This is a genomic window from Bacillus sanguinis (assembly GCF_018332475.1).
Classification (GTDB): domain Bacteria; phylum Bacillota; class Bacilli; order Bacillales; family Bacillaceae_G; genus Bacillus_A; species Bacillus_A sanguinis.
Window position 1 is genome coordinate 1 of sequence record NZ_BOQB01000017.1, and the last position, 21,274, is coordinate 21,274.

Consider the following 21,274-nt stretch of genomic DNA (forward strand, 5'->3'; position numbering starts at 1 on the left):
TGGGGGATGAAGAAAACCCCCACTGATTAAAGTTTCACTTTATGCGACGTTGCAAAGTTAGTTTGACACAAATAGACTTTTTTATACAAAGAGGAATCGGAAGGCAAAAAGCCGAAATATACAGTATAAGTAATAGAAATGGGGGATAGGGATGGAGTTTTTAAATGGGAAAACAGCTGTTGTAACAGGCGCTGCACAGGGGATTGGAAAAGAAATTGCAAGGGTCTATGCAAAACTAGGGGCGAAAGTATTAATTAGTGATGTAAATGAAGAGAAGCTACAAAAAACGACACGTGAGTTATCGGATGAAGGATATGAAGTGAGCTTATATCGATGTGATGTGAGTAATCAAAATGAAGCGAAGTCGTTAATTGAATATGCGGTTCAAAAATTCGGTACATTACATATTTTGGTGAATAACGCCGGGATTACAAGAGATGCAATGTTACATAAAATGGAGAAGTCTTCTTGGGAACAAGTATTACAAGTGAACTTAACTGGTGTTTTTTATTGTATGCAACCAGCGCTTCTTTATATGAGACAACAAGGTTATGGACGCATTATTAATATATCTTCAATTAGTAGAGAAGGAAACATAGGTCAAGCGAATTATGCGGCTACGAAGGCAGGCGTTGTAGGTTTAACGAAAACGGCAGCGAAAGAAGTTGGAAGTTTCGGTATTACGTGTAATGCGATTTGTCCAGGGTTTATGGATACAGATATGACAAAAACGATACCAGATAAAGTGAAAGAAAAGATGGTCGGTGCGATTCCAGTTGGTAGAATTGGAACGCCAGAAGATATTGCGAACACAGCTGCCTTTTTAGCGTCAGAATACGCATCCTATATTACAGGAGAAGTATTGAATGTGAGCGGAGGACTGCAAGTTTAAATGAACACATAATGAAAAGAACCTGGCCGGATAGGTCAGGTTCTTTTTTGTTAATTTAAGTTAAGCCAAACGCTCTTCACTTCTGTATAGTTATTTAATGCGTAAGATCCCATTTCACGGCCGAGGCCAGATTGTTTAAATCCTCCAAATGGAGATGCTGCATCAAAGACGTTGTAACAGTTAACCCATACTGTACCTGCACGTACTTTACTTGCAACATAGTGTGCTGTTTTAACATTTTCTGTCCACACACCAGCTGCTAAGCCGAATTGTGATTTATTTGCTCGTTCAATTACTTCATCAATATCGTTAAAAGGTATTGCAGAAATAACTGGACCGAAAATTTCTTCTTTTGCGATTGTCATTTCGTCATTTACGTCAGCAAATACTGTAGGAGAAACGAAGTAGCCTTGATCGAATGGATTACTTCCTCCGCAAAGTACTTCAGCACCTTCTTCAATTCCTTTTTCAATGTAGCCCATTACACGTTTTTGTTGTTCTTTAGAAACGAGAGGACCGATTGTAGTTTCTGGACTTAAGCCAGCACCTTGATTTAATTTTTTAGAGTAAAGGACAAGATCAGCCATGACATTATCGTACATTTTATTCGGAACAAATAAGCGTGATCCAGCAGAGCATACTTGTCCTTGGTTAAACATAACACCAGAAAGTGCACCAGGGATTGCGCGAGATAAGTCGGCGTCTGGTAAAATAATGTTTGGTGATTTACCACCAAGCTCTAAAGTAACGCGTTTCAATGATTCAGATGCTTGTCGCATAATTTGTTTACCGACAGGAGTAGAACCAGTAAATGCAATTTTATCAACGAGTGGATGATTAACAAGAGCTTGTCCAGCTGATTCACCGAATCCAGGAACGATATTAATAACACCTTTCGGGAATCCAGCTTCTTCAATTAATTCAGCTAAGTATAGAGCGGATAGTGGAGTTTGTTCTGCAGGTTTTAAAACGATTGTACATCCTGTAGCAAGTGCTGCTCCCATTTTCCACATTGCCATAAGAAGTGGGAAGTTCCAAGGGATAATTTGACCAACGACACCAACAGCTTCATGGCGTGTATAGTTAAAGTAATCACCAGAAACAGGAATTGTTTGACCAACGATTTTCGTCGCCCAACCAGCATAATAGCGCATATGCTCAATTGCAAGTGGTATGTCTGCTGCCATTGTTTCACGGATTGGCTTTCCGTTATCTAATGTTTCGAGCTGTGCAAGCTCTTCTTTATGTTCTTCCATTAAATCAGCTAATTTGTACATAAGGCGGCTTCGCTCAGCAGTGCTCATGCGAGACCAAGGACCTTCGTCAAAAGCCATGCGAGCTGCCATGACAGCTTTATGAATATCTTCGCGACCAGCTTCAGAAACGACGGCAAGTGTTTCACCGGTTGCTGGGTTAGGTGTTTTAAATGTTTTTCCGGAAGCGCTTTCGATGAAAGATCCATTCACATATAACTTTTTTGTACCTTGAAGAAACTTTTCTACCTTTTCATGAAGATTTACAGCTAGTTGACTCATTGTATAACCCCCTTGAAAATATAATGTAAACGCAGTACGAGACGGCGTTTATTCCGAAATCAAGGATGTAGGAACTAGATGGAAAGCCTCTAATTTAAATCATAATTAACAAATACTGAAAATTCAAATTTCATTTGTGTTACAATTGTAAAAAATATGTAATGTAAGAGAATCTTCTATATGATTATAAAAAATCCTGCTTGATTTTGCTTTCTAGTAGGAAAAACTAGAAGAACAGTGGTACAATAATACATCGTGAGAGGAGGGAGAAAATGAAGAATTATCATGATGATCCACGCTTTCGAATTGCCCATAGAGAAGCGTTAATTGGTCTTGGACTTGCTATTATTAATTTTATAATATGGTACGGATTTGCTTATGGGCTTGGTAGTAAAAATCCAAGTGAATATACATATATATTCGGTTTTCCAGCATGGTTTTTTTATAGCTGTATCGTTGGATTTATCGTTATGGTTATTTTACTTAGTTTAGTTGTTCGTTTTGTATTTCAAGATATTTCACTCGATGAGGAAGAAAAAAGTGAGGAATAATAGATGAATTGGTATGTAATCATTCCAATGATAATTTCGTTTATCGTTGTATTTTTAATTGGTGTATATGCTTCAAGACGCGTACAAGCGACTGCTAATAATAAATTTTTACAAGAATATTTTCTTGGCGGGCGTGAACTTGGCGGTTTATTATTAGCGATGACAATGATTGCTACGTACGGTAGTGCTAGTAGCTTTATTGGTGGCCCAGGTATTGCGTATAATATGGGTCTCGGATGGGTATTATTATCTGCGATTCAAGTTGTAACAGGTTATATCGTTTTAACGGTTATTGGTAAAAAGTTTGCAATTATAGCTAGGAAGATGGAAGCAATCACTCTTATTGATTATTTAAAGGGCAGATACAATAATAAAGCAGTTGTTATACTTTCTGCGGTATGTATTATTATCTTCTTATTTTCAGCAACAGTAGCTCAATGGGTCGGCGGTGGCCGATTAATTGAATCACTAACGGGTCTATCTTATACAACAGCACTATTTTTATTTACTTTTTCTGTACTTGTGTACGTATTAATTGGTGGATTTCGTGCAGTTGCTTTATCAGATACGTTATTAGGAATCATTATGTTAGTTGGAACGACAATCATTTTAATTGCTACTGTCATTGCCGGTGGTGGAATTGAAAAGATTATGCAGGAACTTGTTCAAATTAATCCGAATTTAATTACACCGTTCGGAGCGGATGGTAGTTTAACAAAATCGTATGTGACATCATTTTGGATTTTAATTGGAATTGGCGTTGTTGGTTTACCGCAAATTAGCGTGCGTGCCATGTCTTATAAAAATTCAAAAGCTATGCATCAAGCGTTAATAATTGGAACGGTTGTTGTAGGTACAATTATGATTGGTATGCATTTAACGGGTGTGTTTGCACGGGTCGTACTTCCAGGTATAACGGTACCAGATAAAGTTATGCCGCTACTCGCGATGGAAGTGTTACCACCTTGGTTAGCCGGAGTTTTCTTAGCTGCTCCAATGGCAGCAATTATGTCTACAGTAAACTCGTTATTGTTACTCGTAAGTTCATCAATTATTAAAGACATATACGTAAATTACATAAATAAAGATGCAGCGGACAGTACAATCAGAAAAGGAAGTTTGTGGATTACTGGTATCGTAGGACTGCTCGTTTATGCGGCAGCAATTAAACCACCAGATTTTTTAATATGGTTAAATTTATTTTCTTTCGGTGGATTAGAAGCAGCATTCATTTGGCCAATCGTATTAGGGTTATATTGGAGAAAAGGAAATGCAACAGGAGCGCTTGCCTCTATTTTAGTTGGGGTAGGTTCATATATGTGTATTCACCTTTTCTATCCAAATCCGTTCGGTATACATACAGTTGTCTTCCCAATTGGTTTTGCGTTTATCGCTTATATCATTGGAAGTATGAGTGCTGTGAAGAAAAACAGTATAGGTTAGAGGAAAAACGTAGTCCTTTTAGGACTGCGTTTTTTCGTATGAATTTGTTCTTTTTTATTCTGTAAGCCTGTGAATATTCATAAATTAATAACAATTGAGGGGATGGAGTTGAGGGCGATGAAAAAAGTATTATTTTTAGGAGACCCGGGAATTGATGACTCTTTGGCAATTATGTATGGATTGTTGCATCCTGATATTGATATTGTTGGTGTTGTAACCGGATATGGAAATGTAACACAAGAAAAGGCGACAAGTAATGCGGCATATTTATTGCAACTGGCAGGGCGAGAAGATATACCTATTATTAATGGTGCGAAAATCCCTTTATCTGGAGATGTTACAACGTATTATCCAGAAATTCATGGGGCGGAAGGTTTAGGACCAATTCGACCGCCAAAAAATCTTTCTCCAAATATAAGGCCTTTTTGTGAGTTTTTTGACATTCTTGAAAAATATAAAGGAGAATTAATTATAGTTGATGCTGGGAGGTCAACGACACTTGCGACAGCATTTATTTTAGAAAAACCATTGATGAAGTATGTGAAAGAATATTATATAATGGGCGGTGCTTTTTTAATGCCAGGAAATGTTACACCAGTCGCAGAAGCGAATTTTCATGGTGATCCTATTGCGTCACAATTAGTCATGCAAAATGCCAAGAATGTGACGTTGGTGCCGCTTAATGTTACATCTGAAGCTATAATTACGCCAGAGATGGTAAAGTATATTACGAAACATTCTAAAACGAGTTTTAATAAATTAATTGAACCGATTTTTACGTATTATTATAAAGCTTATAGAAAGTTAAATCCGAAAATAACAGGAAGTCCAGTACATGACGTCGTTACAATGATGGTTGCGGCGAATCCGTCAATATTGGATTATGTATATCGTCGTGTAGATGTAGATACAGTAGGAATTGCAAAAGGAGAAAGTATTGCAGATTTCCGTCCTCAACCTGATGCAAAAGCCTTGAAAAATTGGGTGCGAATTGGTTGGTCATTACATTATAAACAATTCCTTGAGGATTTTGTGAAAATCATGACGTAGACATAATAGGAGAATACAAGTTAAAATAATGGAGATGGTTAGTTAACTAACCATCTCCATTATTTTGTTTGTAAGAGATAGATAGAGAAGAGTTACACAATAGGAGAGGAATTTTACTTGAAAAAAACTATAGTATGCGCAGTGATTGTGGGTATTTTCGTTTTGCTAATATCGGGTAATTTTTTAGTGAAAAAAGTGTGGAGTTCAAATAATGATGATGCACAGTATATCGCATCCTTTATTGAAGAACATAAAGATGAAAAAAATAGCGCGCTTCTAGTAAAGAGAAATGATAAAGTTGTTTATTCTGTAAATCCAAATGTTGTATTGCCAGTTGCGAGTACGATGAAGTTAATTGTGGCGCTTGAATATACGAAACAAGTTACAGAGGGGAAAATTGATCCGTCTAGTTTCGTTTCCATTAATGATGTGAATCGTTATTACGTACCGAATACAGATGGCGGTGCACAAGATAGATGGCAAAAATATTTGCAAAAGACAGATAAGATAACAGAAGGAGCAGTTTCTTTAGAAGAAGTGGCAAAAGGAATGGTTAAGTTTAGTTCGAATGCGAATGCTGAATATTTAATGGAAGTGTTAGGGTTAGATAATATTAATCGTAATTTACAAAGTTTATCGCTTCCAGCACATCAGCCGCTATTTCCGATTGTTTCATCTTTATACATCCCTGGGTATTTGCATAAAGAACTACATGTTCCGAAATATAAAGTAGAGAAAAAGTTAAAAGAAATGTCTCAAGAGCAATATCGTGAATACGCGATGATTATTCATGAACGCTTAAAAGAGAAGGGACCATTATTACAGAAGGAAATTCCTCTTTATTTAGAGGAACGTTACGATAAAATTTGGTCAGATCGATTACCAGCAGCTTCTGCAAACGATTATATGGTACTGCTTCAAAAGGCAAATCATAAAGGCGGCCTAACAGAAGCCGAAGAAAAAGTGTGGGCGAATATCGTTGAAACAGATATGAGTGCTAAGAAATATCGTAAAACATTTAGACATGCAGGGCAAAAAAATGGTTATACGCCATGGACAGTTACAAAAGCAGTTTATGCGATGGATAAACGCGGGAACTGTACAGAAATAGTGTTTTTAGCAAATAATTTAAATAAGGACGACAGTGCAGAAATACGGAAACATTTAGCAAACTTACATTTCCAAGTGTTGCAAAGTGATAAGTATGATGCGACTTTTATTAAATAAACTCGGTGCTTAAAGCGCCGAGTTTATTTTTATGTACAAGCACTTTTTTGCCATCACTGGGTATGATGGGTAGTAATACTTAGGTGAGAGGGGAAAAGGTGATGAAACAAAGTAAAGAAGAGTTTATAAAGAGTGAAGGCGCTGATTTCCCTGGGAAAACATATGTGGATTGTGTATTACAACATGTATTTCATTTTCAACGAAATTACTTATTAAAAGATATGTTTCAAGTGCATAAAGCGCATATTACAATGCTGACTGAAGAAAATTTAATGAAAAAGGAAGAAGCTAAAGTTATATTACACGCATTAAAAAAGATAGAGGGAATTCCAAAAGATCAATTGCTATATACAAAGCAGCATGAAGATCTCTTTTTTTTAATCGAACATTTAATTTCTCAAGAAGCGAAATGCGATTTTGTAAGTAATATGCATATTGGTAGAAGTAGAAATGATATGGGTGTAACGATGTATCGTATGAGTTTAAGGCGATATGTACTACGATTAATGGAGCATCATTTGTTATTGCAAGAAAGTATGTTGCAACTTGCCGATGATCATAAGGAAACGATTATGCCAGCTTATACACATACACAACCAGCACAGCCAACAACATTTGGTCATTATACGTTAGCGATTTATGATACGATGCAAAGAGATTTAGAGCGAATGAAACGAACGTACAAACTTTTAAATCAGTCTCCAATGGGAGCCGCCGCTCTTTCTACAACAAGTTTCCCAATTAAACGAGAGCGAGTTGCTTATTTACTAGGATTTACAAATGTAATTGAGAATTCATATGATGCTGTTGCTGGAGCGGATTATTTATTAGAAGTTAGCTCGTTGCTTATGGTAATGATGACGAATATGAGTAGATGGATTCATGACTTCTTACTATTAGCGACGAAAGAATATGATGGTATTACTGTTGCAAAGCCATATGTACAAATTAGTAGCATTATGCCGCAAAAGCGAAATCCGGTTTCCATTGAACATGCCCGTGCAATTACGAGTAGTGCTTTAGGGGAAGCATTTACAGTATTTCAAATGATTCATAATACACCATTTGGTGATATTGTCGATACGGAAGATGATTTGCAGCCGTATTTATATAAAGGAATTGAAAAGGCTATTCGTGTATTTTGCATTTTGAATGCAGTCATTCGAACGATGAAAGTAGAAGAAGAAACGTTGAAAAGTCGTTCCTATAAACATGCAATTACGATAACGGATTTCGCAGATGTTTTAACAAAAAACTATGACATTCCATTTCGACATGCTCATCATGCAGCAAGTGTTATTGCAAATATGTCATTGGAGCAACAAAAGGAGCTTCATGAATTACATTTCAAAGATGTAAATATTTACTTACAAGAAAAATTAAAAATACATTCATTGGAAAAAGAGTGGGAAGAAATTATATCGCCAGAAGCATTTATTCAAAAAAGAAAGGTATACGGTGGACCGAGTAAAAAAGAAATGGAGCGCATGATTAAAAATCGAAAAGAGTCATTTCGAAAAGAAGAAGAGGTATTTGAAAAGGAAAAACAGAGGATTTTACAAGCGGAAAATGATTTGAATATGTTAGCTTTGGATATTATTGAATCGTAAAAGAAGGATTTAATGAATTAATCGCCAATACTTAATGAAACTATAAATAGAGAGAAGCGATTGTCGATGATTCAATTACATGTATATGAAGAGATTCTTAATTTTAAAGAAGAGGTTACACCATTTTTAGAAAAGAATGAACAGGAAAACAATCTCATATTAGGTGTATTACGAATGGTCCAACAACCGATATTTATGGGGGTAGCAAAACAAGAGGAAGAAATTGTAATTGTATTTCTTCAAACAGAAGAAAAGAAACAAATTATTGTTGCTACGTCTGAAATGATGGAAGAGGACATCGTGGAACTTGCAAAAAAATTAGCGGAAGTATATCCAAATGTTCCTGGATTAATCGGTAATAAGAAAATTGTACAGAGATTAGCGGAAGAGATTGCAGTGTTAGAAAATAAGAAAACTACGGTTGTGATGGAGCAAGGTATATATGAATTAAAACAAGTGAAGAAAAAGTGGGACGGAGATGGAGTCTTTCGAGAAGTAAGTAGTGATGAGCTAACATTAATAGAACAGTGGATATACCAATTTTACGAAGATGTGAAGCTTCCTACTACGAAAGAAGAAGCGAAACAAACCGCTCATACATTAATTACTAACCGTCGTCTATTTGGTTTAGAAGTAGACGGGAAGCTTGTTTCTGTAGCTGCAAAAACGAGACCAACTACAAACAATATAACAGTTAATTTCGTATATACACCGAAAGAAGCAAGGAAAAAGGGATATGCATCTAATTGTGTAGCGGCACTTAGTCAGTGTATGTTAGACGAAGGTTACAAAACAACGACATTATATACGGACCTAGCAAATCCAACATCGAATAAAATTTATCAAGAGATTGGTTATGAGAAGATGATGGAGTCTGTACTTATATTTTTAGAGAAATAGAATGATAAGGCACGCTTATTATAAGCGTGCCTTTTTGTTATTCATCAATTCGAATTACTTTACCCTGCGGGAAATTCTCAGTTTCTAGTAAGTTACGAATTGCTTTCGCAACGTATTCAGGTGACAGTAGTTTTCCTTCTTCTTTTAGTGTGATGAAGCGGTCTAAATTTATGAAGTCTTCTTTATTTGTTTCACGAATTTGCGCTTGCATATTCGTATCAACGACACCAGGTGCAAAAGCGACGATTTTTACTGGATATTCCTTTTCCACTTCTTCAGTTGCTACGCACTGTGTAAACATATTTACACCTGCTTTCGTTGTGCAATAAGCACCCCATCCGAAATAAGGATTTTTTCCTGCACCAGATGAAATATTTATAACGCGTTTATCTACTTTCCATTTTTTCGTATGTTTCATGAAAGTAGATGTAAGAATCATAGGTGCAAGTAAATTAATGTGGACGTTCGTAATGAATTGTTCACTTTCTGCTTTTTCAATTGGCTTCATAGGAGCAACTGTACCCGCATTATTAATTAAATGAATAGATGATACAGTGTCTTCTTGAATAGATGAAATGATTTTGTTAAAGTTCGTTTCTAAATTATGTACATCTTGAAGATCTAAGGAGTGGAAGACACAATTGCTATTATATTGTTCTGCGAGTTTCGTAAGTTCTTTATTTTCTCTTCTAGAAATAGAGATGATACTCGTGTTTTCTTCTAACAATTGCGCGGCGATTGCCTCACCTAAACCTTGTGAAGTTCCTGTTACGATAACATAGCGCATAGTGTAGTAAGCTCCTTTCGTATGTGCGGAATTTTGTTGGACAAAGTACATTGCATAGTTTGTCTACATTTTATAGTATAGAGCACTTTTTACTATAAATGAAATGAGATGATTACGTGCCTTTTTTGAATCGCTTTACAACAACAGTAACTGGTGCCGTCACGTTCACTGGGAACACGTTAGGACTTAGTCCCACATCGCCTGCACCAGGTAATATTTTTGGTACACTTGCTGTTTTTACAACGGTAAATACAGCGCTGCAAGTACCAGGGTTCCCAGCAGGTACAACGGATGACTGGCGATTGAATTCTTCAAGTGCAATTTTAAATCTTCCTGCAGGGAGTAGTATTTTGTATGCAGAGTTAGTTTGGGCAGGAACTTTCCGGACTGATACAGAAGATGTATTACCATTTTTAAATGATAATATTACATTTACAACACCAGCAGGAACGTTTTCTGTTACGCCAGACCCTGCTACCGCGCAGCAAGGTTCAGTAGGAAACCAGTTTTATTATGCTCGCTCTGCTAATGTAACGAATCTTGTTAGTGTAGGTGGGGCAGGAACTTATACGACAGGGGCCGTACCGGCTACAAGAACTTCAGCTGATCCAACAATTAGTCGTTCAGCTGGCTGGACGCTTGAGGTTGTGTATCAAAATGCAAGTTTACCACTGCGAAATTTGTCAGTATATGCAGGTCAAGAAATTATCGATGCTTCATCACCACCAGTTGATGCTACTATTTCTGGATTTGCTACTCCGGCAACAGGAGCTGTAACAGGAAGGGTACTTGTAACTGCCCAAGAAGGTGATTCTAACATTTCTGGAGATCAACTTCGCTTTGGGCCGAATGCGAATACTACAGTTGCGTTATTCGGACCAAGAAATCCCGCGAATAATTTCTTTCAGTCACAAATTTGTAATGACAGTGGAAATTTAGATACGAGCGGTACGTTTGGAGATTTGAATCAGCCGTTAGGGGTAGCTTTGGCTGTCCGAAGACAAGGGTGGGATATTACGAATGTAGATGCCTCCTCATCTTTAGTAAACAATCAAACGTCAGCAACTGTTCGCTTCGTTACAAATGGAGATGGATATGCGGCAGCTGGTTTTGGTGTTCAAATTGATGCGACAGGTCCAATTATTAATCCAGTTAAATCGGTTAATAGAACAGTCGCAGGGGTAGGGGATACTCTCACTTATACGATTACGGTCCCGAATACAGGAACAGGAAGCGCAGAAAACGTTGTATTACGTGATAGTATTCCGAGCGGAACAACGTTTGTTACAGGTAGTGTAACGGTAGGAGGAGTAACACAGCCGAATGCGAACCCTGCTAATGGAATTAATTTAGGTACAATCCCAAATAACACGCAAAGAATTGTTACATTTCAAGTTCGAATAACATCATTCCCGAATCCAAATCCTATTTCAAATCGTGCAATGGTGTCATATCAATTCCGTCCTTTCGTCAGTAGTCCACCTATTACAAGTACCTCTTCTTCCAATACAGTACAAACGACAGTGAATCAAGCAACTATAAGTATGCAAAAATCTGTAGATCTACAGACGGCAACGCTTAATGATGTATTAACGTACACGGTTAATGTGACGAATAATGGAAACATTACTGCAAACAATGTTATTTTTGTTGATAGTATTCCTGCAGGAACAACATTTGTAGCAAACAGCGTTACGGTAAATGGAGTAGCACGTCCAGGAGCAAATCCAGCAAGTAGTATTAATCTAGGAAGTATTAATGCTTCGCAAACGACCGTAGTGCGCTTTCAAGTTCGAGTAACATCGAATCCTCTTGTCAATCCAATTCCGAATCGTGCAAGTGCAACATTTACCTTTACCCCAGTGCCTGGTCAACAACCAGTTTCAGGGCAAGCGACAAGTAATACTGTAGTTACTACTATTAATATAGCTGATATAAGAACGAGAAAAACAGTGGATAGAGCTTTTGCGACAGTGAATGACGTTCTCACGTACACTGTTACAATTGAAAATACAGGAAATGTACTTGCAACGAACGTTATTTTTCAAGATCCAATCCCAATTGGAACGACTTTCATCCCAAATAGTGTAACTGTTGATGGAGTTTCGCAACCTGGGGCCAATCCAGCGACTGGGTTTACGGTAGCTAATATATCTCCGGGCGGAAGTAGGAGGGTTACTTTTCAAGTCCGAGTGACATCGACGCCATCGGGAGGTACGATTGCGAATCGCGGAAATGTAACTGCTAATTTCGTCGTTATTCCGAATCAGCCACCGATTACGATTAATAGACAAACGAATACAGTTGTGACACAAGTTAATACAGGCGGTTTAAATGTAATAAAAGAAGTGAATACAACACAAGCGGCAGTAGGGGACACTTTAACATACACAATTGCCGTTCAAAATACAGGGAATGTTCCGTTAACAAATGTGTTTTTCCAAGACGCTATTTCTTCAGCTGTTTCTTTCGTTGCAAATTCTGTAACAATTAATAGAGTACCGCAAAGTGGATTGAATCCGAATACAGGATTTTCTCTTCCGAATATTCCTGCGGCTCAAACCGTTGTAGTCACATTTGACGTAATAATTGTACAGGATCCAGAAAATGAAGATATTTTAAATCAAGCAAATGTAACAGCAAGTTTTCAAGTGAATCCGAGTGAACCACCAGTAACAATCAATGTTCCGAGTAACATTGTGAATACAACTGTACAATCAGGGAATTTTGAAGTTGTGAAATCAGTAAATACAGATGTTGCGACGGTAGGGGATGTTTTAGTATATACAATCGAAATCATAAACGCGGGTAGTGTACCAGCAACAAATGTATTTTTCCAAGATTCAATTCCACAAGGTACATTATTTATTGAAAACAGTGTCTTTGTGAATGGGGTCTTACAAGAAGGGGCAGATCCAGAACTTGGATTCCCGTTAAATGATTTGCCTACTGGTGCGAGTGTAATTGTTACATTTGAAGTATTGATTGATGAAATTCCGCTTGGAAACAACGTTGTAAACAGTGCGAATGTTACAGGAGATTTCCTAGTAAATCCAACAGAGCCACCAATTACTGTAACAGAACCAAGTAATACTGTTATGACAGTCGTGAATTCTTCAGGGTTAAATGTAATGAAAAGTGTAAGCGCTACTGAAGCAGGAGTAGGAGATACGTTAACGTATACAGTTCGTATACAAAATAGTGGAACAGTAGCAGCAACAAATGTATCATTCCTTGATCCAATTCCATCTGGAACAACGTTTGTAGCAAATAGTGTAACAATAAACGGAACACCTCAACCAGGTTTAAACCCAACAACTGGATTTCCACTTGCCAATATCCCAGTCGGAGGGATGGTAACAGTTGCTTTTCAAGTGACGATTACGAGTGTACCACCAAATAGAGTTCTTCCGAATAATGCGAATGTAACTGCTGATTTCCAAGTAAGTCCTCTCCAGCCACCAATTACAATTGTAACGATTAGTAATATTGTTGTGACGCGAGTGAATGTGGGATCACTGAATGTAATGAAGAGTGTAAATACACTGCAAGCAGGAGTAGGAGATACGTTAACGTATACGATTCTTATTCAAAATACAGGAACTGTTCCTGCAACGAATATTATTTTCCAAGATCCAATTCCGTCTGGTACTGCATTTGTAGCAAATAGTGTGACGATAAACGGAGTCGTTCAGCAAGGCGCGGATCCTATGGTAGGATTCCCGTTACCAAATATTCCGGTCGGGCAAACGGCCACGGTTACGTTTCAAGTTACAGTGACGAGTATTCCGAGCGGTGGAAATATAAGAAACCAATCGAACATTACTGCAAGTTTTCTTATAAATCCAGCAAATCCTCCAATAACGACTGTTACAAACAGTAATTTTGTAGTGACGCAAGTAAACACAGCACAGTTAAATATACAAAAATCTTCATCTGTACAACAAGCAGCACTTGGAGAAACTTACACGTATTCTGTTGTTATTCGGAATAATGGAACAGTAACAGCAACAAATGTCTCTTTCATTGATCCAATTGCCCCAGAAACAACATTTGTAGCAAATAGTGTAACGATAAATGGAATGTCACAACCTGGATTTGACCCGAATGTCGGTTTCCCGCTTCCTACTATTGCAGCTGGAACATTCTTGACAGTAACGTTCCAAGTTACGGTAATTGCACCGTCTACAAGCGGAGCAGTATTAAATACAGCATCTGCTACAGCCACTTTCTTATTAAATCCTTTACAACCACCTGTAACAACAACGAACTCAAGTAATACAACGGTAGTTACAATACCGTTACCTCCTCCTGGTGAAGTAACCGCAACAAAAACAGTTGACGTTGCAACTGGAGCAGTTGGGGATGTATTAACGTATACCGTGCTCATTTCAAACGTAGGAATTATACCAGTTACAGATGTGTTCTTCCAAGATGTCATACCAGAAGGAACGACATTTGTAGAAGGTAGTGTAACAATAGGTGGGGTGCAGCAACTTGGTTTAAATCCAGAAATAGGATTTACAGTTACGCCATTGTTAATTAATGGTGGAAGTATTGAGGTAACGTTCCAAGTGACGATTACAGAAATTCCAGATAATGAAGTCATCTTAAATGATGCAGACGTTACATTTACTTCACAACCAAATCCGCAAGAACCACCGATTACGGAAACGATATTAACAAATTTAGTCGTTACGACGATTAATATAGCGTTTGTTTTTCCATTGAAACTAGTAGATAAAGAAGTAGCGACTGTAGGAGAAATATTAACGTATGATGTATTCATCTTTAATTTCGGAACAGTGCCAGCGACGAATGTTCAATTTATTGATACGACTTCCGCGGGAGTAGCATTTGTACCGGGAAGTGTGAGCATAAACGGGGTACCGGCACCAGGATTAAATCCTTTTATTGGTTTTACAGTTCCAGATATACTTGTAGATAGTTTTGCACGTGTCACATATCAAGAAGTGGTTACAAGCAGACCAGAGGGTGGAACAATTGTTAACTTTGTAGACGTTACAGCAACATTTGCTGTAAGTGAAACAGAACCGCCTATTACAGAAACAGCAACAAGTAATACGACATTAACAGAAATCAATGAGCCTGGTTTAAATGTATTAAAATCAGTAAGTCAGCCGGTTGTTGCAGTAGGCGATACAATCACATATACAACAGTAGTTCAAAATACAGGGACAGTGGTAGCGACGAATATTCAATATAGTGATGTATTACCGTCCTCTATAGCATTCGTGCCGAACAGTGTAACGATAGAAGGTGTGTTACAACCTGGATTCAATCCTAATAATGGATTCCCGCTTCCAGATATAAATCCAGGTGAAAGTGTAGAAGTAACATTCCAAGTAACAGTGGTTAGTGTTCCATCAAATGGAACAATTGTTAATACAGCAAATGTAACTGGAAGCTTTGTATTAGTACCAGGAGAACCACCGGTGATAGTAAATCAACCGAGCAATACAACACTTACAACTGTAAATAGAGGACAATTTAATGTTATAAAACAGGTAAATAGGGCTGCTACCCTAGTTGGAGATGTATTAACATATACGGTTCAAATAACGAATACAGGAACAGTAACAGCTAATGATGTTCAGTTTATTGATACGATTTCAGCAGGAGCGTCATTTGTACCAAATAGTGTAACGATAAATGGAGCCCTGCAACCAAACTTAAATCCGATTACTGGCTTTGGAGTTGGAGATATACCAGTTGGTGAAACGGTTGTAGTGACGTTTCAAGCGACAGTTACAAACATCCCGTCATCAGGAACCATTACGAACGTTGCAAATATAACAGGAAGCTTTACTTTAGTACCAGGAGAGCCACCGGTTGTAGTAACAGAGCCGAGTAATACGACAATAACAAGGATAAATAGAGGACGATTCAGCGTTATAAAATCTGTAAATAAAGAAGCAACACGTTTAGGAGATACGTTAACGTATAGTGTGCAAGTTACAAATACAGGAACGGTAACAGCGACAAATGTTCAGTTTATTGATGTTCCATCACCTAGTTTAGAATTCGTTCCCGGAAGTGTACAAATAAATGGGATTCCACAAGTAGGTTTAGATCCATTTGTAGGCTTTTCATTACCTGATCTTGCAGTAGGGGATAGTGTATTAATTACCTTTGCAGTAAATGTAATCGCAGTTCCGCCTTCTAGTAGCATTATGAATACAGCGAGAGTAACTGGTGATTTCGAATTGATTCCAGGAGAACCACCGTTTACAATTACGAATTCAAGTAATACGACAGTCACACCAGTAAATAGAGGCAGTTTAGATATGCAAAAAGAAGTAGATCATTCAATTGTTGGAGTAGGAGAAACGGTAACGTATACGGTTCGAATATTAAATACTGGTACTGCTGATGCGATGAATGTTCAATTTATCGATGTGCTATCTCCAGAAGCTGTTTTTGTACCAAATAGTGTAACTGTAAATGGAGTAGCTCGTCCGGGAGTAAATCCGCAGGTTGGATTTACGATTGTAGACATTCCAGTCGGTGAGACGGCGATTGTAACATATGAAGCTACGATTACGAGCTTTCCAGATGGTGGTACAGTAGTGAACGTTGCTGGGGCGTTAGCAGAATATATTTTAGTACCAGGGGAGCCACCAGTTACAGTGATGGATACGAGCAATACAGTTATTGTAACGGTAAATACTGCAATCTTATTTGTTGCAAAAGGAGCAAACTTTGAAGTGGCAACGGTAGGAGATGTCGTCACTTACGGAATTGCCGTTATAAATGATAGTACAGTTCCTGTGACGAATATTGTTTTAACAGATATCATTGATCCGAATACGTTATTTATAAATGGCACGGTAACGGTAAACGATGTACCTCTTCCATTTGCTAATCCGAATACCGGTATTCCGTTAGGTGATTTTCAGCCAAATGATGCGGCAATTATTAATTTCCAAGTTGTAATAACAGGAGGGCAAATAAATAACTTAGTCACAAATACTGCTATAGCAAATGGGCTTGCAATTGTAAATCCGAATGAGCCGCCAGTAGTGGTTGAGGGTGATAGCAATACAGTTGTTATCCCATTTATTCCTCAAAATGTCTCAACGACAGTCGTAAAAACGGCAGATTTACAGGCAGCAACGATTGGAGATGTCATTACGTTTACGACAGTTATTACAAATACGGGTGATACAGTGATGCAAAATATCCGTTTTCAAGATATGTTAGATAGTAGTGTACGATTTGTCCTTGGAAGTGTAACGGTTGATAATACGCCAGTGCCAAATGTAAATCCATTATCAGGATTTCTTATAGGAAGTTTAAATCCAGGTGAAGCACGAACAGTTGTGTTCCAAGTAGTAGTTCAGAGCGCGCCAAGTGGTTCAGTAAATTATATTAATCAAGCGAGTATTCGTTTCGAACATCAAGTAGGTACAGTATTGCCACCTGTTACACAAATAGTAGAAAGTAATATGGTCGTCATTCCGTTCGTTCCAACAATTGAACAAATTTGTGAAACAAACTTTAATTGCTTAGATAAAATTCCATTTGAATGTTCTCCGTGTAATCAGTTGCACCAACATAAAAAATAAAAAAAAGAGCATCCAGAAAGAATAGGATGCTCTTTTTTTTTCATATAGATTCATTTTCGGACGAGGTAAAAAACTCGTTAATTTTGTTGGAGAGTAGAAATGGGATAGCTCCTTTTATAACAGAAATGTCCCAGTCCCACCATGCGAGATTCTCTAGTTTATCAATTGTTTCTTGTGGGAAACGATATCGAACAAATTTTGCAGGATTACCAGCTACAATTGCATATGGCGGTACGTCCTTTGTAACAACACTCTTTGCGCCAATAATGGCACCGTTACCAATTGTAACACCAGATAAAATGCAGGATTGATAACCGATCCATACATCATTGCCGACTACAATATCACCTTTTGAAGAAGGGTGACCAGTAATATGTGCTCCTTCATCAAAAAGTGCATTAAATGGGTAAGTTGTTATCCAGTCTGCGCGATGTTCACCGCCAAGTATGAAAACGACTTCTTCTCCTAATGAACAAAACTTACCTATTTTTAATTTTGTTTCATCGTTCCAAGAAAAAATGGTTGGTCCTACTTTACTATAAGTATAATCACCAATATCATATTTATTATATTCAGGTTTTTGATTTAAATATAACATAACGGATTTATCATCCTCTCTAAAGCAAGTAATGGATATGGAACATTATATGCAACTTGGAATGAGTCGTACTGTGTTGGATGAATTGGTAATGCACAAAAATAGGAGTAGGCGCAACGAATAAAAAAGGAGTGGAATAAATGATATACGAAATGGGATTATATAATAAACCTTTTCAGTCAATTCAATCAGGACAAAAAGTATATGAAGTACGTTTATACGATGAAAAACGTCAACTTATAAAACAAGGCGATCATATTGTATTTACGAACCTTACGACAGAGGAAACGATGACTGTAAAAGTAATGGAAATAAAACGATATGAAAGCTTTAAGGCAATGTACGAACAAATTGATAAAAAATTATTGGATTGTGAAGATGATAGTTTAGAGGAAATGCTAGAAAGTACATACAAAATATATAGGAAAGAACAAGAAAAAAAGTGGGGAACAGTCGCGATTGGTATTGAGGTAATAAAATGATAAGAAACCGAGGCGCGGCTATCATTGTGCAGGAAGGGAAAATTGCTCTTATAAAACGTATTCGAGCAGGGGAAACATATTATGTTTTTCCAGGCGGAGGAATTGAAGAAGGGGAAACACCTGAAGAAGCAACAAAGCGAGAGATTTATGAAGAATTAGGGGTACATATAGAAGTGGAGCATTTAATTGCAACGGTGGAGTATAAGGGTACGGAGTATTATTTTAATGCCCGCATTATAGGGGGAGTTTTTGGAAGTGGTAAAGCTGAAGAATTCGAACTGAAAGATAGAGGGCGTTATATTCCTTTATGGTTGCCGATACACAAGTTGGAAAAAGTGAATATAAAACCGTATGAAGTGGTCGGAAGTATATTCAATCATTATAAAAAGTAAGGTCTGACAACATACAAAAAAAACCATTGACATAGCCTTCTGATTTAAGTATTGTATTCGAGTATGTTTATAATCAGGAGGTTTATATGAGCAATCAAACAACTACACATCATGTGAAAATGACAACAGCGGATCCATCTGGAATTGGTCTATTTGGATTAGCGATGGTAACACTTGTAGCATCATCTCAAAAATTAGGCTTAACAGATGGCGTTTCACTTGTATTACCATGGGCAATCTTTTTAGGAGGATTTGCACAAATCTTTGCGTGCATTCACGATGCAAAGCATAATAATACGTTCGGTACAACAGCATTCGGTGCATACGGCCTATTTTGGTTAGGTGTTGGAATGACTTGGTTAATTCAACTTGGAGTATTTGGCGAAAAATTAGCACAAGCTGCAGATTCAAAACAGCTTGGGGTAGCCTTTATCGGATATTTGATTTTCACAATATTTATGACAATTGGTGCAATGGAAACACATAAAGTATTATTTATGATTTTCGTCCTTATTGATTTCTTATTTATCGGTCTTTCATTAAGTACTTTAGGTGTTATGCCGCATGCAATGCATAATTTAGCAGCATATTCTGAACTTCTTATTTCATTATTATCTTTCTATGGTTCAGCAGCAGCAGTGTTAAATACACATTTCGGAAAAGTTGTTTTACCAGTTGGAAAACCGTTTGGTATTTTTAAAAAGTAATAAAAAAGCACAGATGATTGTATAGTCATCTGTGCTTTTTTTTGTGGTACACAGAAATAATAAAAAATATAATTGAAATTGATTCTCATTATTAATATAATGAGAATGAGAATCATTTATTGTAAGAGGGGGATGCCGAAGTGGCGAAAATTTTAATAGCTTATGCAAGTATGTCAGGAAATACAGAGAGTATTGCTGATTTAATTAAAGTTAGTTTAGATGCTTTTGATCATGAAGTAGTATTGCAAGAGATGGAAGGCATGGATGCGGAAGAATTATTAGCTTATGACGGAATCATTTTAGGATCTTATACGTGGGGCGATGGTGAACTACCATTTGAAGCGGAAGATTTCCATGATGACTTAGATAATATAGATTTATCAGGAAAAAAAGTAGCGGTATTTGGATCAGGAGATACGGCATATGAACTGTTTTGTGAAGCGGTAACGATATTTGAAGAAAAACTTGTAGAACGCGGTGCAGAGCTTGTACAAGAAGGATTGAAAATTGAATTAGCTCCAGAAGATGAAGAGGATGTTGAAAAATGCAGTAATTTTGCAATTGCATTTGCTGAGAAGTTCTAAGAATGGGAGTGTCAACGTGGAGACAATGTTAAGTGCGACCGCTATTACAAAGTTAAGAGATGGAAAGCTTATGTTAGCTACTACATATAATGGCTTATTTATTGAACAAGACGGAGAATGGAAACAAATTTTAAATGGTTTTCAAAAACGAATTAGGGATTTACATAGCGAAGATCATGTAGTGTATGGTGTAGGTGACGAAGGGATTTTTATTCGTAGTATGAATGGTGGAGAGAACTGGACGGTTCAGCGTTTTCCAACAAAAGCAACAAGTTGGAATGTGTGTAGTAATGTACAAGGGACTGTCATTGCTCATGGAGATAAAACGTTGTATCATTCTAATAATTTTGGTTCGACATGGGAAACCATTTATCCATTTCTTGAGTATGGTGGCGGAGCACCATCTATTCGATCGTTATTTTTATATAAACATTACGTATTTATCGGTACGAAAATACATGCTAAATATGGTGGCGTTTGGCTCTTTAATTTGGAGACACGTAAATTAAAGAGAATTAAAATCGTAATGAATCAGATGATTTCAGCGTTGACTTTACACAACTCTTATTTAGTAGCAGCCAGTGGATCGTGCAAGGGGATTAGCGGGAATATTTCTTTTTGTAAAATAGATGAAAGTATTGAGAGTGAAAAAACATGTTGGCACACATGTCAAAGTGAGCAGAAAGCAAGTAGCTATTTAGATTTAAGTGTAGATCAACACGTACTGTATACAACATCAACGCAAAATAAGGCGGGGGTTAGTACTGTTTGTCGTGTACTTCTAGAAGAAGGAATTGTTACAGTATGTGACTCAGTTAAAGGGCATGGCTGGCGCATCGTGAACGAAAAAGAAGGCTATGTTGTAGCTGGATCAGGTGAATCAAAAGCGATGCAGTGGAAGAAAAAAGTTGTGTAGTAAAAAAAACT

At 37.3% G+C, this 21,274-nt stretch carries 16 protein-coding genes; 13 read left to right on the forward strand and 3 right to left on the reverse strand.

The annotated features are described in order from the left end of the window. Positions 1–151: 151 nt before the first annotated feature. Complete coding sequence (gene fabG, locus KI369_RS02320; RefSeq protein ID WP_212954945.1) at positions 152–892, forward strand: 3-oxoacyl-ACP reductase FabG; 741 nt, start codon at positions 152–154, stop codon at positions 890–892. A gap of 50 nt (positions 893–942) precedes the next feature. Here fabG and dhaS read toward each other — a convergent pair whose 3' ends face one another. Next, positions 943–2,427, reverse strand: a complete 1,485-nt coding sequence (dhaS, locus tag KI369_RS02325) for an aldehyde dehydrogenase family protein (RefSeq protein WP_212954946.1) — start codon at positions 2,425–2,427, stop codon at positions 943–945. A gap of 272 nt (positions 2,428–2,699) precedes the next feature. Here dhaS and KI369_RS02330 point away from each other — a divergent pair, with 272 nt between their 5' ends. From KI369_RS02330 to KI369_RS02355, 6 genes are all read left to right on the forward strand, one after another. After that, on the forward strand, positions 2,700–2,978 hold the full coding sequence (locus tag KI369_RS02330) for a YhdT family protein (RefSeq protein WP_212954947.1): 279 nt from the start codon (positions 2,700–2,702) through the stop codon (positions 2,976–2,978). 3 nt (positions 2,979–2,981) lie between these two features. After that, positions 2,982–4,421: a sodium/pantothenate symporter gene (gene panF, locus KI369_RS02335; RefSeq protein WP_212954948.1), complete on the forward strand. Its 1,440-nt coding sequence runs from the start codon at positions 2,982–2,984 to the stop codon at positions 4,419–4,421. A 102-nt stretch (positions 4,422–4,523) separates the two neighbouring features. Next, complete coding sequence (locus KI369_RS02340) at positions 4,524–5,471, forward strand: nucleoside hydrolase (protein WP_438800493.1); 948 nt, start codon at positions 4,524–4,526, stop codon at positions 5,469–5,471. Positions 5,472–5,588: 117 nt separating this feature from the next. Continuing rightward, complete coding sequence (locus KI369_RS02345; RefSeq protein ID WP_212954950.1) at positions 5,589–6,698, forward strand: serine hydrolase; 1,110 nt, start codon at positions 5,589–5,591, stop codon at positions 6,696–6,698. 101 nt (positions 6,699–6,799) lie between these two features. Then, positions 6,800–8,308, forward strand: a complete 1,509-nt coding sequence (gene argH / locus KI369_RS02350) for an argininosuccinate lyase (RefSeq protein ID WP_212954951.1) — start codon at positions 6,800–6,802, stop codon at positions 8,306–8,308. 66 nt (positions 8,309–8,374) lie between these two features. Next, positions 8,375–9,208: a GNAT family N-acetyltransferase gene (locus KI369_RS02355; RefSeq protein ID WP_212954952.1), complete on the forward strand. Its 834-nt coding sequence runs from the start codon at positions 8,375–8,377 to the stop codon at positions 9,206–9,208. Between the two features lie 37 nt (positions 9,209–9,245). Here KI369_RS02355 and KI369_RS02360 read toward each other — a convergent pair whose 3' ends face one another. Then, on the reverse strand, positions 9,246–9,995 hold the full coding sequence (locus KI369_RS02360; RefSeq protein ID WP_212954953.1) for a (S)-benzoin forming benzil reductase: 750 nt from the start codon (positions 9,993–9,995) through the stop codon (positions 9,246–9,248). A gap of 116 nt (positions 9,996–10,111) precedes the next feature. Between KI369_RS02360 and KI369_RS02365 the strand changes: the two genes are divergently transcribed. Beyond that, a complete protein-coding gene (locus KI369_RS02365) occupies positions 10,112–17,584 on the forward strand; it encodes a CLIPPER-2 domain-containing protein (protein ID WP_212954954.1) in 7,473 nt (2,490 codons plus the stop codon). 40 nt (positions 17,585–17,624) lie between these two features. Here the strand turns inward: KI369_RS02365 and KI369_RS02370 are convergent, their stop codons facing one another. Then, positions 17,625–18,182, reverse strand: coding sequence for a CatB-related O-acetyltransferase (locus KI369_RS02370; protein ID WP_212954955.1), 558 nt, complete (start codon positions 18,180–18,182; stop codon positions 17,625–17,627). A 140-nt stretch (positions 18,183–18,322) separates the two neighbouring features. Between KI369_RS02370 and KI369_RS02375 the strand changes: the two genes are divergently transcribed. The 5 genes from KI369_RS02375 (at position 18,323) to KI369_RS02395 (ending at position 21,263) form a co-directional block, all read left to right on the forward strand. Next, positions 18,323–18,664 carry an ASCH domain-containing protein gene (locus KI369_RS02375; RefSeq protein WP_212954956.1) on the forward strand — a complete coding sequence of 114 codons (342 nt, stop codon included), beginning with the start codon at positions 18,323–18,325 and terminating at the stop codon, positions 18,662–18,664. Next, complete coding sequence (locus tag KI369_RS02380; RefSeq protein ID WP_212954957.1) at positions 18,661–19,056, forward strand: NUDIX hydrolase; 396 nt, start codon at positions 18,661–18,663, stop codon at positions 19,054–19,056. Before KI369_RS02375 ends, KI369_RS02380 begins: the two co-directional genes overlap by 4 nt. Positions 19,057–19,142: 86 nt before the next feature. After that, positions 19,143–19,763: an acetate uptake transporter gene (locus KI369_RS02385; protein ID WP_000070938.1), complete on the forward strand. Its 621-nt coding sequence runs from the start codon at positions 19,143–19,145 to the stop codon at positions 19,761–19,763. 140 nt (positions 19,764–19,903) lie between these two features. Then, a complete protein-coding gene (locus KI369_RS02390; protein ID WP_144614143.1) occupies positions 19,904–20,347 on the forward strand; it encodes a flavodoxin in 444 nt (147 codons plus the stop codon). Between the two features lie 16 nt (positions 20,348–20,363). Next, positions 20,364–21,263, forward strand: a complete 900-nt coding sequence (locus KI369_RS02395) for a WD40/YVTN/BNR-like repeat-containing protein (protein ID WP_212954958.1) — start codon at positions 20,364–20,366, stop codon at positions 21,261–21,263. Positions 21,264–21,274: the final 11 nt, after the last annotated feature.